The organism is Caldanaerobacter subterraneus (assembly GCF_004345675.1).
GTDB classification, from domain to species: Bacteria; Bacillota; Thermoanaerobacteria; order Thermoanaerobacterales; family Thermoanaerobacteraceae; genus Thermoanaerobacter; species Thermoanaerobacter subterraneus.
The window spans coordinates 1-16,236 of record NZ_SLWU01000014.1 but is presented as its reverse complement, the minus strand read 5'-3'; the positions used below and the strand labels follow the sequence as shown (position 1 = coordinate 16,236).

Below are 16,236 nucleotides of genomic sequence, written 5' to 3'. Positions count from 1 at the left end.
TTCGAGGAAAACTTAATATTTTGAATACTGTTCTCTTATAGACCTGACTTCTTTAGAAATTGCCTCAACATCTAGCACCATCTCCATCATGCCGACCTGTTCTTCATACACATTAGGGTCTATCTCCTTCTTTATTTCCTCTTCTAATATGTGGTAAACTCTGAGTCCCAACGGGACCCCTGCCAGTGGACCTGCATAGGTAGGATCTCCATTTGTAACCGTTTCTGCAGCCAAACTTGCAGCTTCTGCCTCATTGCTTCCCAAAATCACTACTACATTTTCCGGACCGTATTTTTCTGCTAACTCTTTAATCCTACCTTGGATCTCCAGGTCCATTGCTCCTGCAGCAGTTCAGACAAAGCATTCAGTAGCAGTAAACACCACTTCTGCTCCAGTTGTCTTTATACACTCTTCAATGGCAGGACCTGGTATTCCATCCCTATCGCCTACTATTATCACTTTCTTACCTTCTAACATTCTTTCTACCTCCCTTTAATATTCTCTTGCAGTCAGATTATTAAATCCCACTTCAGAAGTAGAACCAATAATAGCCTGTAATTCTACCTCTATGCTGCCATCTTCTTTAACGCTTCCCTCAAAACCACCCGCTATTACATTTGCTGCTTCTATATGCCCTATAATCTTTTTCATTTTTGGGAGCCTTATTATCTCATTTGCATTTCCTGTACTTACAACAGCATTTGCTCTCGGGTCTGCATCTGCTAAAGACTGAGACAAACCGTCTCTTCCTGCAAATTCATCTGTAACAAGAACCGTTTTTATTCCTTTCTCTTCCAGCTTACGACAATTCATTATCAAGTCTGTGTCTGGATTCCCGAAACCTTCTTCTGAAATAATGACTCCCTCAAGCCCAAGGTATTCTGCCAATTTGGCTGTATAATCAGAAGACCTTTCTTTGTCCGCTAGTGTGACATTTTCATTTGTTATGATTATTCCCACAAAATTTATTTCTTTGCCATGCTTTTCATATAAATCTTCTATGATGGGATTATTCATGTGAACATAGGTGGTATTTTTATCGCAGGCTGAAACGCAATTGCCGCTGACTATAGCCCCGTCCATCACTTCTGTAGGATAAATGAAAGTTGGAACAATTTTCTTAGCATCAACTCCATACACATAAGTATCGTGAAGCAACCCCTGGCTCAGTAACATGTAAATATATCCTACTCTAGGCAAATCGGGATACTTTTTCACACTTTCAAGGAGTGGCAAAGTTTCATATTCCTTTATCTCATCAGGTTCTACATCTCTTCCAGCTTCCCCTATCAAAGCTGCTGCTTTTAAACCAGCTATTCTTACAACTTCCTCATGTTCATGTTTTGGAAGCCCTTCTACGGGTTCACACACCACTACGATATTTATAAGCTTCGAAAAAGGAGTATATTTTGCACCTTCCCCTGACATGTCAATTATGCCTTCCTGGAATCCCACAATCCTACCGGTTGTCACCACAGCTGTCCCTTTTAAGACATGAGTTCTACCCTCTCCTACTGTCTCTACTTTGCTTATAAATCCTGGAAATATTCCTCCTTTTCCTCTAACTTTGACACGCGGTTCAATTACGTCCTTTACTGGTATTATTCTCACTTCTTCTCCCGGCTTTGCAATTTCTATATCTACTCTTTCTAGTCTGCTGTCTTGCTTTAAAGCTTTAATTATTTCTTCTTTATTTAAGTAAAGCACTCCATCTTTTACTTTTGTTACATCAGAAAACACCACATCTTTTATATAAATATTCCCTATTTCCAGCCTCATAAAATCACCTCCTCTAAATATGCCTTTTTATCATCTCCTCAATCTTCTCTATTGTCACATCTTTTGATATTTCATCCACTTTTTCGCCATTTTTGTAAAGCTGAAAAGTTGGAAGTCCTAATACCTTCAAAGAAATGCACAATCTCCTGTTTTGTGAAGCATCTAATTTGCAAAATTTAACTTTATCAGCATATTTTTGCTCTAACTTTTCTACTTCAGGCATTAAAGCAAGGCACTGTTCGCACTTTGGTCCCCAAAAGTCAATCAAGACCAACTTTTCTTCCTTTTTTACTACTTCATCAAAATTGTCTTTATTCACTTCAATCACCAATTCTCACCTCCTTTCAACACTCCAATTCTTCAATATACCTCTCAGCAGCTACTGCTGCTATCGCCCCATCTGCCGCTGCTGTCACTATTTGTCTTAACAGTTTTGCCCTGCAATCCCCTGCGGCAAACACTCCTTCAATATTTGTCCTCATATTTTCATCTGTCAGAATATATCCCCTTTCATCCATCTCAATTAATCCCTTGAAAATTTCTGTACTGGGCTTCATCCCGATGAAAATAAACACCCCATCCGTTTTTACTTCCTTCAACTCTCCTGTTTTGACGTTTCTCACTATAACTTTCTCTACTATCCCATCCCCTTCTATCCTTTCCACTACGCTGTCCCACAGAAATTTTATTTTGGGATTTTTAAAAGCCTTATCTTGCAAGCATTTGTTTGCTCTTAACTTATCTCTTCTGTGGATAATTGTAACGTTTTTAGCAAATTTAGTGAGGTATAACGCCTCCTGAACAGCAGAGTCCCCTCCTCCTACCACTACCACATCCAAATCAGTAAAGAAATCTGCATCACAGGTTGCGCAATAAGAAACTCCTTTGCCTATAAATTCTTCTTCTCCTGGCACATTTAATTTCATATGTTCCGCTCCTGTAGCAATTATAACCGTCTTCCCTTCATAACAGCCTTTTGTAGTTATAACCTTTTTTATCTTTTCGCTCAATTCTACTTTTTTGACTTCTTCCATGACAAAACAAGTTCCAAAAGATTCTGCCTGTTCTCTCATCCTCTTTACAATTTTAGGTCCTGTCGCCTCTTCCACAGAACCGGGATAATTTTCTATATCATCCGTTATAGCAGCTTGACCTCCAATCTTACTTCTTTCAAAAACTACAGTATTCAATTTTCCTCTTGAAGCGTAAATCGCTGCAGATAGTCCAGCAGGCCCTCCACCAATTATGAGACAATCATATAAAGTAGGCACAATTTCACCTCGCTATTCTCTAAAAGTTTCTATAGCTTCTTTTATCAATTCTTTATCAAGGTAGGCAAAGTCATTTAAAACCTTTTCATCGTTTATATAATTTATTCCTTCCTTCTCTATTATCTCTTTTACTCTATTAAGGCATTCCTCAATTATCATCACACTATTAAAATCAACAGGGCCTTTATTTTCCTTAAGCAAAACAGATTTAAAAGGAGAACAATCTGGTTTTACGTTTCCCGCAAGAGGATGGGACATTAAGACATATCCTTTATGGATGAGGTCTCTACACCTTGTCAATACATTAACAATTGTTCCCACAACAAACTCACAGTTTTGAGGATATTTATCTCTTACTAAAGGGTTATTTGTGATGATAACGTATTTCATAATATCACCAAAATAGGGGAATAAAAGGACCTTACGCCTTTTATTCCCCCGTCTGTTTACCTGAGAGATTCTTCTTTATAGAAGAATTGCTCCTTCGGTGCCTCTTTAGAGGCTTTCCGGGATATGGTCCGAATGCGGTCCTTTTGCCTGAGAGTTTCACGAGTATACAGGCCATATACCCGCTTGCCCCTTCGGCGCCCGGTTAGGGTCTCTCCCGCATTCTTCATCCCATTTCAATATTAAATTGTTTGTTAAATACTTTACAATTATATTATATTCCATAAAATCACCAATGTCAATACATTTTCTCTTAAAGGTTATACCCTGATTGCCCTCAAAGTAGTCATTTTTTCTGCTATTGAATACATATTTGAAATACTGCCCACTAAAAGCTTTTCTTTTATGCCATAAAAATCAAGACAAGTTCCACAAGAGATAATCTCCACTCCCATTTCCATTAACTCTTTCAAATCTTCGATGACTTCTGAACCTTCTGTGGTAAGCTTTACACCATTATTTATAAAAATTATACTTTCAGGCTTTTTACTCTGCTCCTTTAGAGAAACAATAAAGCTCTTCATTAGAATTTTACCAAGTCTCTCATCTCCCTCACCAAATTTGTCAGAAGTAACGACAACTACATAATTATCGCTCTTTTCATTGATTACAGTCTTTTTCCTGTAAATATTTATGTAAAATTCTTTTTCCTTTTCTTCTACTGCCACTTCACAACCTGCACTTTTCGCATATTTTGAAACATTCTCTTTAGCCGTTTCATTGTCCACAATTACTAAAATTTTTCCTTCCTGAATGTTTTCCAACGCTTTTTTAGTCATAATGACAGGAATAGGGCAGTTTTTACCCCTTGCATCAACTATATTATCCATAAAAATTCTCCCTCCCCTTTTAACTCATGAAAAAAGGCAGGTTTGTTAAAATCCTGCCTTTTTTCATTTTAATTTAATTATAACACTTAATCATATTTTTGACAAAGCATCTAAAGCAGCAGAACTTATTGGGTAAGAAACTGGCGATGAAGTAAGAAGTGGATGGGTCGCCACTTGGAAAGTAGTCAATTCTGAAGCTGTTGTCCCTTTTTGTATTGCTAGGCTTAAAATGTTTATCATTTCACCCACATTATCTCCACCTGCTAGTTGAGCTCCCAGTATAACTCCTGAATACCTTGAAAAAATCAATTTTATCTTAACATTCATGGTATTTGGCAGTGTTCCAGGGTGTTTGTCTATAGTGTTAAATTCACCAATGACTATATCAAATCCCTCAGCTCTAGCTTGTGTTTCTGTGAGGCCTGCTGCAGCAAAAGCAGTATTGTATATCTTTGTTGAGAAAGCACTTATAGTGCCTTTATTTTCTCTTACTAATCTTAACTCAAATGCATTTACACCAGCAATTTTAGCTTCATTAGCTGCAATAGAAGCCAAAAGTATTGGTACGTTTTTCCTTGTGAAGAAACATTTCTTTTCCGCGCAGTCACCTACTGCGAAAATATCTGGGTCATTTGTCCTCATATATTCATCAACAGTTATTGCGCCTTTTTCATTTAGTTTAATACCCGCTTCTTCAGCTAACTTTGTATTAGGCTTTACTCCCATAGCTACTATAACAACGTCTGCCTTTATCCTCTCTCCAGTATGGATTTCTACCTCTTTGACTTCTTTTTCTCCAATAAACTTTGTAACTTTTGTACCTGTAAGCACTTTTATACCATGCTCTTTTAATTTAGTTTCCGCCATATCACTAAATTCTGGGTCAAAAGCCTGCCACAGAAGTTTGTCTGCCACCTCAATGATTGTTACATTCTTACCTAATAATTGTACCTACTCTGCCATTTCAACTCCAATGAAGCCCCCACCTACTACTACAACATCCTCTGCTTCGTTAATCTTTTGTTGAACAAATTTCAAATACTCCTCATCCTTCTTTATTGTGAACACATTGTCCAAGTCATAGCCAGGTATAAATGTCGGAACTATCGGTAGGGAACCTGTCGCTAAAATTAATTTTTTATAAGAAATATCTCCATTTTTTCTTGTAGAAACTTTTTTATTTGGCCTATCAATAGAGACAACTTCGTCTATTACCAACTCTACTCCTGCATTTGTAAGCATAGAATCAGGGATCACATTTTTTGAAGTATCTTTTAAAGTACCAAAAATATAAGGGATTCCACAAGGAACCATCACTCTTTCTGCCATTCTTATAACTGTTACTTTTTTGTCTTTGTACGTCTTTTTAACAGATAAAGCCGCTAAAATTCCACCTGCACTTCCTCCAATTACTAAAACATCCGTCTCCATACTGTAAATTACCTCCTAATTATATTTTTCTTTTACCCCCCTACCCTGAGGGGCCCCTATCTCAATTATAGGCTTCTAATGAAATTATGTCAATAAAATATCAAAAATTTTGTTAAGAAAATAGTTTAACAATTCAATTGATTTTTTGTTGACAAATGTTTTATACTTATTATGAGAAGAAAGTGAGTGTGATATGCCATGATAAAAGAATTGACAGCAGAAAAAAATATATCTAGTTTAATTGAAAAATTAGAAAAACAGCATGCTCTTGACAAAGAAGACCTTGTAATGCTTCTCTCTACCCGGACAGACTTTAGAAATGTTAGCAAGATATGTTAGGTATTGGTCCTTTTATACCCTGTGAAAACACTCCTTTAGAAAAAGAAAAAGGTGGAGATGTTAATTTAGTGCTCAAAAGATGATAGCTCTTTCAAGGCTTCTTCTTCCTGATATAAATATACCTGCCACTACCGCTTTAGCAGTCAAAGACAAGGATGGCTACGCAAAAGGGCTTCAGTGCGTAGCCAATGTAATAATGCCAAATATAGGAATAGAAGAGTATAAAAGGCTTTACAAGCTCTATCCGGGCAAAGTGCCGGATGACCCCAATGAAGCTGTAAACAGTATTGAAAATATCAAAAAAGTAATCCTATCACAAAATAGAAGTATTGGCAAAGATAAAGGCTATCGCAAAAAGGTCTTTCACTGATGCGATAGCCTTTGTCTTAGGATATTGCTCCTACTGGACATACATCGATGCATCTTCCACAGTCTCTACATTTATTTGGATCTATGTGAGCAACACCATCTTTTAGTTCAATAGCTTTAAAAGGACAAAATCTCAAACATTCACCGCAACCTATACACTTTTCTTCATCAACTTTTGGCTTTGGCGGTTTGGTGTATTTATAGTTTTCTTTCTTTTCACCTGCTGGCGTATAAGCTTCAGGTGGAGCAGGTGGAGCAAAATATCCGCCCATAGACATTACATCTTTTCTGGCCATAGGCCCTCCGCACTTGGGACATTTTAAGGTGTAGCAAGGAACTCCCCTTTGATGGGGAATTTCGTAACCGCAATTCTGACACATACAAGTGCCATCAGGTCCAAACCCTGCTCCCCTTCCAAATCCTCTACCCCTTCCATATCCTCCTCCGAATCCACCGCCTCTTCCCATTTCTCTACCAAAACCCGGCATATGATCGTCCCCTTCTTACAAATATTTTTCGCAATAAAACTTCATAGCTTCTTCAACCATCTCCACTTCTTTAGCCACAATAGGAGTTTTATTCCACTCTTCTTTTATCCTCCTTTGGCTTTCCTTGCCCATAGACTTGCCTATTAAGACATCGCAGTCCTTTAAAACTTCCATTATCTCCTCTGTCTCTGCATGCCTGTGCTTGCCATCCCCATAGGGGTTTTCCCTTTCTTCCACTTTTTTGAAATTACTATTTTCATCTACCTCAAAAATTATAAAAAATTTACTCATGCCGAAGTGTTTGTCAGAAAGGTGAACTTTATCGTTGGAACCAACAGCTACTTTCACCAATTAAAATCCCCCCTGTTTTCTTTGGTTTAAACAACAATGGAAGAGCTTGTGGTTAAATACGAAATTTTGTCCTTTAAAACAGACTTCAAAAATCCGTATTCATCTATGCCGGTACAGTGGCCGGTAAGAACCTTTTTCACGCCGTATTCCTCAATTTTCCTGGCAATATCCTTTACTTTCTCTTCCTCCATCCCTCTTAGGTGAAAACCACCTATTAGAGACTTTATGTAAGACACACCGAAGCGATTTCTGGCGGTTTCCAGTATATTTAAAATGCCAGCATGAGAACATCCGGTAACTACATTTATCCCATCTTCTTCTTTAACAACTACAAAAACCTCGTCTAAAAATTTATCCGGTATTCTTTTCCCTTCTTTTTCTACAAAGAAGTTTTTGGTAGTAAATTCATTGTCATAGGTTATGTCCGTATTTGTTATTACATAAAAACCCTCTTCAATTTCTGCATCTTTATCAATTAGCACAAAATTATTTTTGTACTTTTCATAAAAAGACAAATCAAATCCTATCTCTTCAAACTGCCCCCCTTTTCTCATAGCGTATTTCTTATTTAAAATTTCCTTATGGGTGTATATCTTTACCTCTGGATTTCTCTCAAGAAGGCCCTTTAGCCCTCCTATGTGGTCATAGTGGCCGTGGGTTAAAACCACTTTCTTTATCCTTCCTACATCTATCCCCATAAGCCCGCAATTTTTTATGAAATTCTCACTCTGACCTGTATCCACCACTATTTCCTTATTCCCTTTTTTAAGGAGGAGAGAAAGCCCGTGCTCTGCCACAAAATTTCTAGCAAAAACCACATTTTCTATTAAAACTTGTACCTCCACTCCTTCTCATCCCCTTCCCTCAGTGATAATGTCCATGAGATTTATGCTCTTCACAAGGACTGTTAGAAGCCATCAAAGTCCCTTCTAAATATTTTTTTACCACTTTATCAACTTCACCTTCTGCACCTGTTATAACGTCTATTCCGTAGTTATTGAAAAGCTCAATAGCGCTCATGCCCATACCTCCAGAAATTACACAGTCTACACCGTGGTTTTTTAAAAATTCGGGCAAAAAGCCAGGTCTGTGCCCTGGATTAGGCAAAAAAGAAGAGTTTTTTATTTCTTTCCCTTCCACATCAAAAATCCAAAACCCTTCGCAATGCCCGAAATGCATAGAAACCTCTTTCCCCTCTGATGCCACTGCAATCCTCATTGAGTCACCGCCCTTTCCTCTAAAATTCTCTTTATATTTTCCCACATGTCTAGAATCTGCCTGTAAGCTACGCTCTCAGGATAATCTTTTAAACTCTTCAGATTCTTTAAGGCTTTTACTACAGTTTCATCAAAATTTATTCTCCCAACAACAGGAATGCCATTTTGTTCGCAATAATTTTCTATCTCCTCTGACACTTCTTTGTTTAAATCCCATTTGTTTATACAGACGGTCACAGGTACCTTAAAAGTCTCAATTGCGGACATCACTCTTTTCATATCGGCAAAGCCCGATAAAGTTGGTTCAGTCACAATTAAAACAAGGTCAACCCCTGTAGCAGAAGCAAGAACAGGACACCCTATCCCAGGGGCACCGTCAATTATTAAATATTCCTCCTCTTCCGCCACCTCTTTAGCCTTTTTTCTCACTTCAGTTACCAGTTTACCTGACCCATCAGCACCGGGGAAAAGCTCTGCATAAACTACTTTTTCCCCTTCTTTTGTCTTTGCATATATGACATGACCTGTTTTTTCCTCTACCATTTTAATAGCCTCAACAGGGCACTTATACATGCAAAGGCCACAGCCTTCACAGTAGTAAGGATTTACTTCAAAATTAGAAATCGCATTAAAGCGGCATAGCTCTTCACACAGCCCACATTCTATGCACTTGTCTTTGTCAATCACAGCCGTTTCTTTGCCGTAAAAATCGTATTTTTCTACTATTTCACCCTGCAGAATTATATTCAAATTAGGAGCCTCTACATCGCAATCTGCCATAATTTTGTTTTTAACAATTGTGCTTAAAGTTGCAGCAACAGTAGTCTTACCCGTTCCACCCTTGCCACTTAAAATCGCAATCTGTTTCATTTTTTTATCAACCCCAATACATCACTTGCTAATCTTCCAAAAATGCTTTTTATCTCTTCATCCACTTCAATTAACAACTTTCCTGTTGAATAAGCCTGCGCCAGTTTCCTTTTAAAGGGAATTTTGGCAAGCACTCTTATACCCTCTTTTTGGGCATACTCTTCTATTAATTCGTCCCTTTCTCCGGCTTTGTTTATCACAATTCCCATAGGTATATTCATCTCTTTTACCAATTGGACTGCTAAATCAAGGTCATGTAAGCCATATGGGGTAGGCTCTGTAACTAATATACAAAAATCGCTACCCTCAATAGAATGTATGACAGAACAGGAAGTGCCGGGAGGACTATCAACTATTACAGGTTTGGCTACATCCTTTATCATTTTGTTTATCTCCCTTAAAATCGGAACTCCTGTCGCCTCTCCGTAATTTAACCTGCCATCTATAAAATCCAGAGTATCCACTTTCCCTTTTCTTATCGTTCCAATCTTTTTAGGGACTTCTCTTATAGCATTGTAAGGGCAGATTTCATAACAGGCACCGCAAGAATGGCACAAATGGTCAAACACCAGTATCTTTTTAATTAACTTAGTCAAAGCGCCAAAGCGGCACGCCTTCACGCATTCACCACACAAAGTGCATTTGTCGTAATCTATTTCCGGAATCAACACATTTACATCTTTTTCATATTCGATTTCAGGGTTTAAAAATAGATACCCATTTGGTTCTTCTACATCACAGTCAACATAGAAACTTTCCTTTAAAGTCTTAGCGAGATTTACAGAGACAGTAGTCTTTCCTGTTCCACCTTTCCCGCTTAAAACTGAAATCTTAATTCTTTCCATTTCTACTGCTCCTTTACCAGTGATGATGGTGTCCGTGATTTGTAGCTTCTGTTATTTTTTCTAACTCACCTTTTTTAAGCAGTTCTATATTTGTCTTTACATCTTTGTCTACCGCTTTATATACAGGAATTTCTGCTGCTTTAAATACCTCCATAGCATTAGGTCCTACATTGCTTGAAATTAAAGCCTCAATACCCTCATCCAAAAGAGTTTGTGCAGCCCTAGTTCCAGCACCACTACTTTGCGCCACTGCCAAATTGTCAACTACTTTGTAATCCATGGTTTCAGTATCCACTATGATAAAAAACTGTGCTCTCCCAAATCTGGTATCTACATGGGATTCTAAAGTTTTACCTTGTGAAGATACAGCTACTTTCATGTTCCATCTCCTCCATCCATTATTGACATATGTTAATTTACACTTACTAATATATTATTATTTTTGGCATATGTCAATAAAATTATTAAACAAGTGTGTGTTACAAATTAAAGTAAATCATAGCTAAAAAAATAAGCAGCCACATTTATGTGACTGCACCTTTAAACCGTTAATCCTCTTTTTTATCTTCTTTCCTCTCTAGTTGGTCCAATCTCTCTCTTATATATTTGAGTTGGTCCTCTAAATACTTTGCTTCTACGCTTAGAATGTCTTTTTCATTTACATTGTAAGGATTGTATGCAGGATATGGGGGAACATAACCATACCATCCTCTTGCCCAGCCAGGAAGTCCTGTCAAGTAGTACATCCATCTAAATCCTCTTCCTCTTCCCCAGCCTGGACCTCTTCCCCACCAACCCCAATATGCTCCAATAGGGTTTAAATAACCAGGTACATTATATCCTGCACAATACCCTAATCCTCTCCCTGTTCTTGGACCTAATCCGAGAGGACCAGTTCCATCTCCTCTTGGCATTTTAATCCCTCCTTTTATATTGGTCATATGACCATTACCTAGTTATATAATATCACCATTTTGAACTTATGTCAATAATATTTTATGCAAAAAATCCTTTTTATTTGCTCAGAAAATTGCTACTTTATCAAAATTTTAGTGAGAATATATTGTATAATAGTACAAAAGGAGGTTTTGGCGATGCCTTTGCCAAAAGAAAACAAAGTTTATACTTATGAAGACTACATAAAATGGTCTGGAAATGAAAAAATAGAGAGTATATGTCGCTCCTTTTGCTGTAAGATTTCCAACTGGAAATAAAAAAATGACAAGGAAATAAAAACAGTGGTGGAACCTGATATTGTAGTTGTATGCGATAAATCAAAACTTGATGATGAAGGATGTAAGGGAGCACCTGATTTAATTGTTGAAATTATATCACCTTTTGATAGACTTAAGTAGTGTGTTTGACCTTTAAAAATATAAAAATCTTAGAAAGGAAGGAAAATTATGCCTAAGATATCCCCTTTTGAAAAGCACTTTGACAGGTATGAAGAATGGTTTATAGAAAATGAATATGCTTATCAGTCGGAATTAGACGCAGTAAAACTTCTCATGCCAAAATTTGAAAAGGGTTTAGAAGTAGGAATCGGAACAGGAAGATTTGCAGTACCTCTTGGTATAAAAAACGGAGTAGAACCTTCTTATCAAATGAGAAAAATAGCAATAGAGCGGGGACTTAATGTAGTAGAAGGAGTAGCAGAAAATCTTCCCTTTGAAGACAATTCTTTTGACCTTGTTTTGATGGTGACTACAATATGTTTTGTAGATGACGCACCTAAAGCTTTAAAAGAGTGCTTTAGAGTACTTAAAAACAATGGCACAATCTTAATAGGTTTTGTGGACAGAGATAGCACAATTGGGAAGATATATCAAGCAAATAAAGAAAAAAGTTTGTTTTACAAAGAAGCAACATTTTTTACTACAAGTGAAATAGTAGAACTACTCTATGAAGCGGGTTTTAGAGACTTTAATTTCTCTCAAACTATATTCAAAAAACTTGATGAAATAAAAGAAAAAGAGCCTGTAAAATACGGCTTTGGGAAGGGTTCTTTTGTAGTTATAAGTGCAAAAAAATAAAAACTATTCTTTTGAAAGTAATGCCTTTATTGCATTATCTAAAAAATTGTCCTCCTGCGGTGGATCCTTTTCCGGTGGAATAGGTACTACCTCTGGAACAGATATTATCTCTCGCAAAGTACCAGACAAAACCACCTGTACATTTTGATTTCTATCCACTATTATTGAAATAGGCTCTAACGCTCCGCTAAGTATAGCTAAAATAACCATTATTTGGGAGGGAGTTAATACCCCTTTTTTCTTTTTATCCCCTCCTGAAGGGCCTTTTTCTCCTTCATTCCCATTGTCACTTCCACCACCAGAATTTTCACTATCACTTCCATTATTTTCTTTCAATCCTAATTTTAATAATAAATCTTTTAATTGAGATTCAAAATTATCAGATGAAAACATTTCTTCTCCTCCTGACTCTATATTATCTTATAGGCAATGGGAAAATTATTATTGCTGGCTCTTCAGTTCGCGCGTATCCTAAAGCAAAGTAAAGAATTAAAGAGAAAATTATTACAAATAAATATGCATTAAACCCCTCTTTTTTCTTTTCCATCTATATCACCTTTTCCAAAAATTTATGTGCCCATTTTTATATATGATTTCATCACTTTTATTGTGCTTGTGCACTTTTACTAAAAATAGGCTTCCACAGTTAGCGGAAGCCTATTTGTCTTCTCCTTTATAAATTATTGCCTCTTCATCTACATATAGTTCACAAGGCTTATATTCATTTTCAATTCCTTTTGAATCCTTCAAAGTTTCTATGCGGTACATAGAAGACCTATACCAATTGAGCTTTGGCTCTACTTGTATAAAATCATATGGCTTGCCAACAGTTTTTAAAAGATAATCCCAGTTGACATAATGATTAAAGTCATAGATTATGTCAGTGATAGCTACTTTAAACTTACTAGTTAAAATTTGTTGGAATATATTCCACTTTTCTAAAGATGCTTCTATCAAAGTCACACCAAAATATCCCGCACATCCTTCTTTTCTGAGAGTAGAAATTCCTCTCCCTACAGAAAGTTCTAAAGCTTCTACAGTCTCTGGTGGGTCAGTGATGAAGGTATCAAAATATCCCAAATACTTTTCTGGCAATTTATCTCTAAAGTCATATTTCATTGCTTCTATAGGTAGATTATACTTCTTAGCAGTGTCATTAATATAATTTACTAACCTATCATCTATCTCCAAAACCACAATTTCTTTTGGCATGCCAGAAAGCCCTGCTGCAATGCTGACAAGGTCATCATCACCTAAAACAAATAGTTTTTTCCCTTCTAAATCTCCCCTTTCAGCCATCAGAGCTATTCTGCTTATTACTGTTTGAGTAGTGACAAACCCCTGGTCATAATTGCTAATAGCTTTTGGACGATCCACTGTAATTTCATCAAATCTTCTCACTAAATATTCTAATTGAGAAAGATTTATTCCCCTTCCTTCACAGTGAGGGCAAGTATATACTTTCTTAGGCGCTATGTTTAGGCTCTTTAAATACTCCATCCCTTTGGAATTAAACTTTATTTCTCTATTTTGGTCAACTTCTACTAGCCCTTCCTGGCGCAACAACTCAATCACTTCTGCAACTACAGGGAAAGGCCTTTGAGATAAAGTAATAATCTCCCAAAAATGTGAAGTAGCTGCAGAAGCAGATAAAATCTTCTCCACATCTTTTGTTGATGTCACGACCCCTGTTTTTTGGTATATTTGTTGTGCTATGTCTTGTAGATTCTTCATTTTCTCACCCCCTATAATAGTATTTTTACAAGCTTTTACACCTTCAAAATACCATACAGGGGTATACCACTATTTTAACACTTTTTAAGCCGACATATAAAATTATACATTTAGTACAACAAAAAAGTCAAGTGAACTAAAGTAGCAGTAGGTATTTTTATTATGAGTTATGTAGGTAGTCAAAGTACCAGTAATAAAATTGAGAAGCTTACACCGAAAAGAAATAACAGGATACTTCCCAAAAAAAGCACTAATAAAAATATTTGTATCAACAACTAATTTTTTTCATATCTTTTCCTTCTAATATACTTTACTTCTTCAGTTATTCCTTCTAATGATATGGGGTATTTTTCGGCTCTTTCATTAGTTTTTTCTAATATATCGAGCAATTTGCTGTTTATCTCACTATTGTATTCTTTTATAAATGATTTTTTTAGCTTTCCCTTCAACTAACTCTCTTAAACAAAGATATTTATACCTTTACAACTTAAAAAGTATCAATCACACCACAAAACTTATAAGAAGCATAACATTTAAAATTGTCACTATAATTCCTATAGTCCATAACAATATCTTATAAAGCAATGTATTTGCAAACTTTCCCATTATCTTCTTTGAAGAAGTCAAATAAATGAGCAAAAAGATCGTAATTGGAAGCTGTACACTTAAAAACATCTGCGAATAAACCAGTCCTTGGAAGGGGCTTTTTACAAAGAATATTATTAGCACTGCAAAAATATATGTAATTCCTACGCCAACTTTTGTATGAATATCATTTATATCATAAGGCTCTTTATATATCCCTGCAAAAACACTTCCACCTGCCATTCCTGCTGTTATAGATGAAGAAATTCCTGCAAAAAGAAGAGCCAAAGCAAAAACAACTGCTGATGCATTTCCTAAAAGAGGTTTTAACATCTGCTGTGCCTGGTCTAATTCTATGACATTTATGCGATTAGCAAAAAAGGCTGATGCAGCAACAATAATCATAGCACTGTTTATCGCCCAACCTATTACCATGGAAAAAATAGTATCAAAATACTCATAATTAAGCTGCTTTACAATTATTTCTTCATCTTCTAAATTCCACTGCCTGCTCTGGATTATCTCTGAATGTAAAAACAAATTGTGGGGCATAACAACAGCACCAAGCACACTCATGATTATAGGCATTGAACCAAGCGGAAATTCTGGTTTCACCCAGCTTGTAGCTGCTTCTGTCCACTTTACATCAACTAATGAAAGCTCAAATATAAAAGAAATACCGATAAGTGATACAAAACCTATAATCCATTTTTCCAACTTTTTGTAGGAATTTGTATAAAGCATCCATGACACAAAAACAACAGTAATCAAACTTCCTATCTTTATAGGAATTTTAAAAAGCATTTGAAGAGCTATTGCAGCTCCTAAAATTTCCGCCATCGCCGTAAGTATAGAAGCTAAAACTGCTGAAATAAGCACAAATTTGGACACAGAAGGTTGCAAAAATTTACTTGCAGCTTCAGACATGCAATAACCTGTAACTATACCCAAATGCGCAGCGTTGTGCTGGAGTATAATAAGCATAACAGTAGATAAAGTCACCATCCATAAAAGCTTGTAACCATATGAAGACCCTGCAGCAACGTTAGAAGCCCAATTCCCCGGGTCAATAAAGCCAACAGTAACTAATAACCCTGGACCTATGTATCTAATAAAATCTAAAGCCATAAACTTAGGAGGGTGTTTACCTTTAAACAAATTCTTTATATCTTTAAACATTTGTTCACCTCTTTTTAAATAATTAATCTGCGCTCTTTACAACTACAAGAGGTATAAGGCGTGCAACAGATATTGTAATTCCTCTTTAAAAATTTTTTTGCCTTTGTTGCAAGAAAACCTTCGTCTTGCAATAAAAAACATATTACCAATGTTGCAATTTTTCTCAATTATCCATTCTTTCACCATTTCCTTTTTCAATTTTATTATATCACCCTTTTAAATATTCCTCTTCTGTTGGGAGTCTTCGTCGTAGTTCGCACTCCTCGTCCTTCATTCTCAGCCGGAGCGTAAGTCGATGCTCACCACCCCAACGCCCACGTTATTTTAAGCTTTGACGGAATTTAAGCTACAGCCCCCAAAAGCAAAAAAAAGGGGCTGTCCAAAAAGATAAGTGGGTAGCCCCTTTAATTTTACTCTTTTGACATAGTGATATATTTTTGATACAATATATCAAAAATGATAATACAA

At 36.4% G+C, this 16,236-nt stretch carries 20 protein-coding genes, 3 pseudogenes and 1 riboswitch; of the genes and pseudogenes, 3 read left to right on the top strand and 20 right to left on the bottom strand.

Annotation, left to right across the window (positions count from 1 at the left end; translation table 11 throughout):
- Window positions 1-12 precede the first annotated feature (12 nt).
- From grdA to EV203_RS14225, 7 genes and pseudogenes are all read right to left on the bottom strand, one after another.
- Window positions 13-477 (bottom strand): glycine/sarcosine/betaine reductase complex selenoprotein A, encoded by a 465-nt coding sequence (grdA, locus tag EV203_RS07610; protein ID WP_081427418.1) that lies wholly within the window; start codon window positions 475-477, stop codon window positions 13-15.
- Between the two features lie 15 nt (window positions 478-492).
- The gene (locus EV203_RS07605) at window positions 493-1,779 is read right to left on the bottom strand and encodes a glycine/sarcosine/betaine reductase component B subunit (RefSeq protein WP_132039880.1); all 1,287 of its coding nucleotides are present in this window, start codon (window positions 1,777-1,779) and stop codon (window positions 493-495) included.
- Between the two features lie 13 nt (window positions 1,780-1,792).
- A complete protein-coding gene (trxA, locus tag EV203_RS07600; RefSeq protein ID WP_041587335.1) occupies window positions 1,793-2,107 on the bottom strand; it encodes a thioredoxin TrxA in 315 nt (104 codons plus the stop codon).
- Window positions 2,108-2,123: 16 nt separating this feature from the next.
- A complete protein-coding gene (gene trxB / locus EV203_RS07595) occupies window positions 2,124-3,050 on the bottom strand; it encodes a thioredoxin-disulfide reductase (RefSeq protein ID WP_132039878.1) in 927 nt (308 codons plus the stop codon).
- Between the two features lie 12 nt (window positions 3,051-3,062).
- Window positions 3,063-3,440, bottom strand: coding sequence for a GrdX family protein (locus EV203_RS07590; RefSeq protein WP_132039876.1), 378 nt, complete (start codon window positions 3,438-3,440; stop codon window positions 3,063-3,065).
- A gap of 125 nt (window positions 3,441-3,565) precedes the next feature.
- A riboswitch (glycine riboswitch) is annotated at window positions 3,566-3,667 on the bottom strand.
- Between the two features lie 90 nt (window positions 3,668-3,757).
- Window positions 3,758-4,327, bottom strand: a complete 570-nt coding sequence (gene yedF, locus EV203_RS07585) for a sulfurtransferase-like selenium metabolism protein YedF (RefSeq protein ID WP_009610731.1) — start codon at window positions 4,325-4,327, stop codon at window positions 3,758-3,760.
- A 90-nt stretch (window positions 4,328-4,417) separates the two neighbouring features.
- Window positions 4,418-5,758: pseudogene (locus tag EV203_RS14225) on the bottom strand (FAD-dependent oxidoreductase).
- Between the two features lie 298 nt (window positions 5,759-6,056).
- On the opposite strand from EV203_RS14225, the pseudogene EV203_RS07575 reads away from it, so the two are divergent.
- Window positions 6,057-6,467, top strand: a pseudogene (locus EV203_RS07575) ([FeFe] hydrogenase H-cluster radical SAM maturase HydE); the annotation flags it as partial.
- A gap of 16 nt (window positions 6,468-6,483) precedes the next feature.
- Here EV203_RS07575 and EV203_RS07570 read toward each other — a convergent pair.
- From EV203_RS07570 to EV203_RS07535, 8 genes are all read right to left on the bottom strand, one after another.
- The gene (locus tag EV203_RS07570; protein WP_011026046.1) at window positions 6,484-6,954 is read right to left on the bottom strand and encodes a 4Fe-4S binding protein; all 471 of its coding nucleotides are present in this window, start codon (window positions 6,952-6,954) and stop codon (window positions 6,484-6,486) included.
- 15 nt (window positions 6,955-6,969) lie between these two features.
- The gene (locus EV203_RS07565; protein ID WP_226990199.1) at window positions 6,970-7,302 is read right to left on the bottom strand and encodes a NifB/NifX family molybdenum-iron cluster-binding protein; all 333 of its coding nucleotides are present in this window, start codon (window positions 7,300-7,302) and stop codon (window positions 6,970-6,972) included.
- A gap of 29 nt (window positions 7,303-7,331) precedes the next feature.
- Window positions 7,332-8,150 (bottom strand): MBL fold metallo-hydrolase, encoded by an 819-nt coding sequence (locus EV203_RS07560; RefSeq protein ID WP_009610747.1) that lies wholly within the window; start codon window positions 8,148-8,150, stop codon window positions 7,332-7,334.
- 19 nt (window positions 8,151-8,169) lie between these two features.
- Complete coding sequence (locus EV203_RS07555; RefSeq protein WP_132039874.1) at window positions 8,170-8,523, bottom strand: NifB/NifX family molybdenum-iron cluster-binding protein; 354 nt, start codon at window positions 8,521-8,523, stop codon at window positions 8,170-8,172.
- Complete coding sequence (locus tag EV203_RS07550) at window positions 8,520-9,392, bottom strand: ATP-binding protein (protein ID WP_011026049.1); 873 nt, start codon at window positions 9,390-9,392, stop codon at window positions 8,520-8,522. The genes EV203_RS07555 and EV203_RS07550 overlap by 4 nt, the downstream gene beginning before the upstream one ends.
- Window positions 9,389-10,237, bottom strand: a complete 849-nt coding sequence (locus EV203_RS07545) for an ATP-binding protein (protein ID WP_009610736.1) — start codon at window positions 10,235-10,237, stop codon at window positions 9,389-9,391. The genes EV203_RS07550 and EV203_RS07545 overlap by 4 nt, the downstream gene beginning before the upstream one ends.
- A gap of 13 nt (window positions 10,238-10,250) precedes the next feature.
- Window positions 10,251-10,616 carry a NifB/NifX family molybdenum-iron cluster-binding protein gene (locus tag EV203_RS07540; protein WP_011026050.1) on the bottom strand — a complete coding sequence of 122 codons (366 nt, stop codon included), beginning with the start codon at window positions 10,614-10,616 and terminating at the stop codon, window positions 10,251-10,253.
- Window positions 10,617-10,785: 169 nt separating this feature from the next.
- A complete protein-coding gene (locus EV203_RS07535; protein ID WP_132039872.1) occupies window positions 10,786-11,151 on the bottom strand; it encodes a DUF5320 domain-containing protein in 366 nt (121 codons plus the stop codon).
- 180 nt (window positions 11,152-11,331) lie between these two features.
- Between EV203_RS07535 and EV203_RS13795 the strand changes: the two are divergent.
- Window positions 11,332-11,574 (top strand): annotated as a pseudogene (locus EV203_RS13795) (Uma2 family endonuclease); the annotation flags it as partial.
- A 66-nt stretch (window positions 11,575-11,640) separates the two neighbouring features.
- Window positions 11,641-12,270: a class I SAM-dependent methyltransferase gene (locus EV203_RS07525; RefSeq protein ID WP_132039870.1), complete on the top strand. Its 630-nt coding sequence runs from the start codon at window positions 11,641-11,643 to the stop codon at window positions 12,268-12,270.
- Between the two features lie 3 nt (window positions 12,271-12,273).
- Here EV203_RS07525 and EV203_RS07520 read toward each other — a convergent pair whose 3' ends face one another.
- The 5 genes from EV203_RS07520 to EV203_RS07510 all read right to left on the bottom strand — a co-directional run bounded on the left by EV203_RS07520 (window position 12,274) and on the right by EV203_RS07510 (window position 15,768).
- Window positions 12,274-12,663, bottom strand: coding sequence for a hypothetical protein (locus EV203_RS07520; protein ID WP_132039868.1), 390 nt, complete (start codon window positions 12,661-12,663; stop codon window positions 12,274-12,276).
- A gap of 22 nt (window positions 12,664-12,685) precedes the next feature.
- Window positions 12,686-12,817 carry a hypothetical protein gene (locus EV203_RS14095; RefSeq protein ID WP_279432257.1) on the bottom strand — a complete coding sequence of 44 codons (132 nt, stop codon included), beginning with the start codon at window positions 12,815-12,817 and terminating at the stop codon, window positions 12,686-12,688.
- 110 nt (window positions 12,818-12,927) lie between these two features.
- On the bottom strand, window positions 12,928-14,004 hold the full coding sequence (locus EV203_RS07515) for a bis-aminopropyl spermidine synthase family protein (RefSeq protein ID WP_132039866.1): 1,077 nt from the start codon (window positions 14,002-14,004) through the stop codon (window positions 12,928-12,930).
- 275 nt (window positions 14,005-14,279) lie between these two features.
- Window positions 14,280-14,453: a hypothetical protein gene (locus EV203_RS13405; RefSeq protein ID WP_165911589.1), complete on the bottom strand. Its 174-nt coding sequence runs from the start codon at window positions 14,451-14,453 to the stop codon at window positions 14,280-14,282.
- 52 nt (window positions 14,454-14,505) lie between these two features.
- The gene (locus EV203_RS07510; protein WP_132039864.1) at window positions 14,506-15,768 is read right to left on the bottom strand and encodes an Nramp family divalent metal transporter; all 1,263 of its coding nucleotides are present in this window, start codon (window positions 15,766-15,768) and stop codon (window positions 14,506-14,508) included.
- Window positions 15,769-16,236 lie beyond the last annotated feature (468 nt).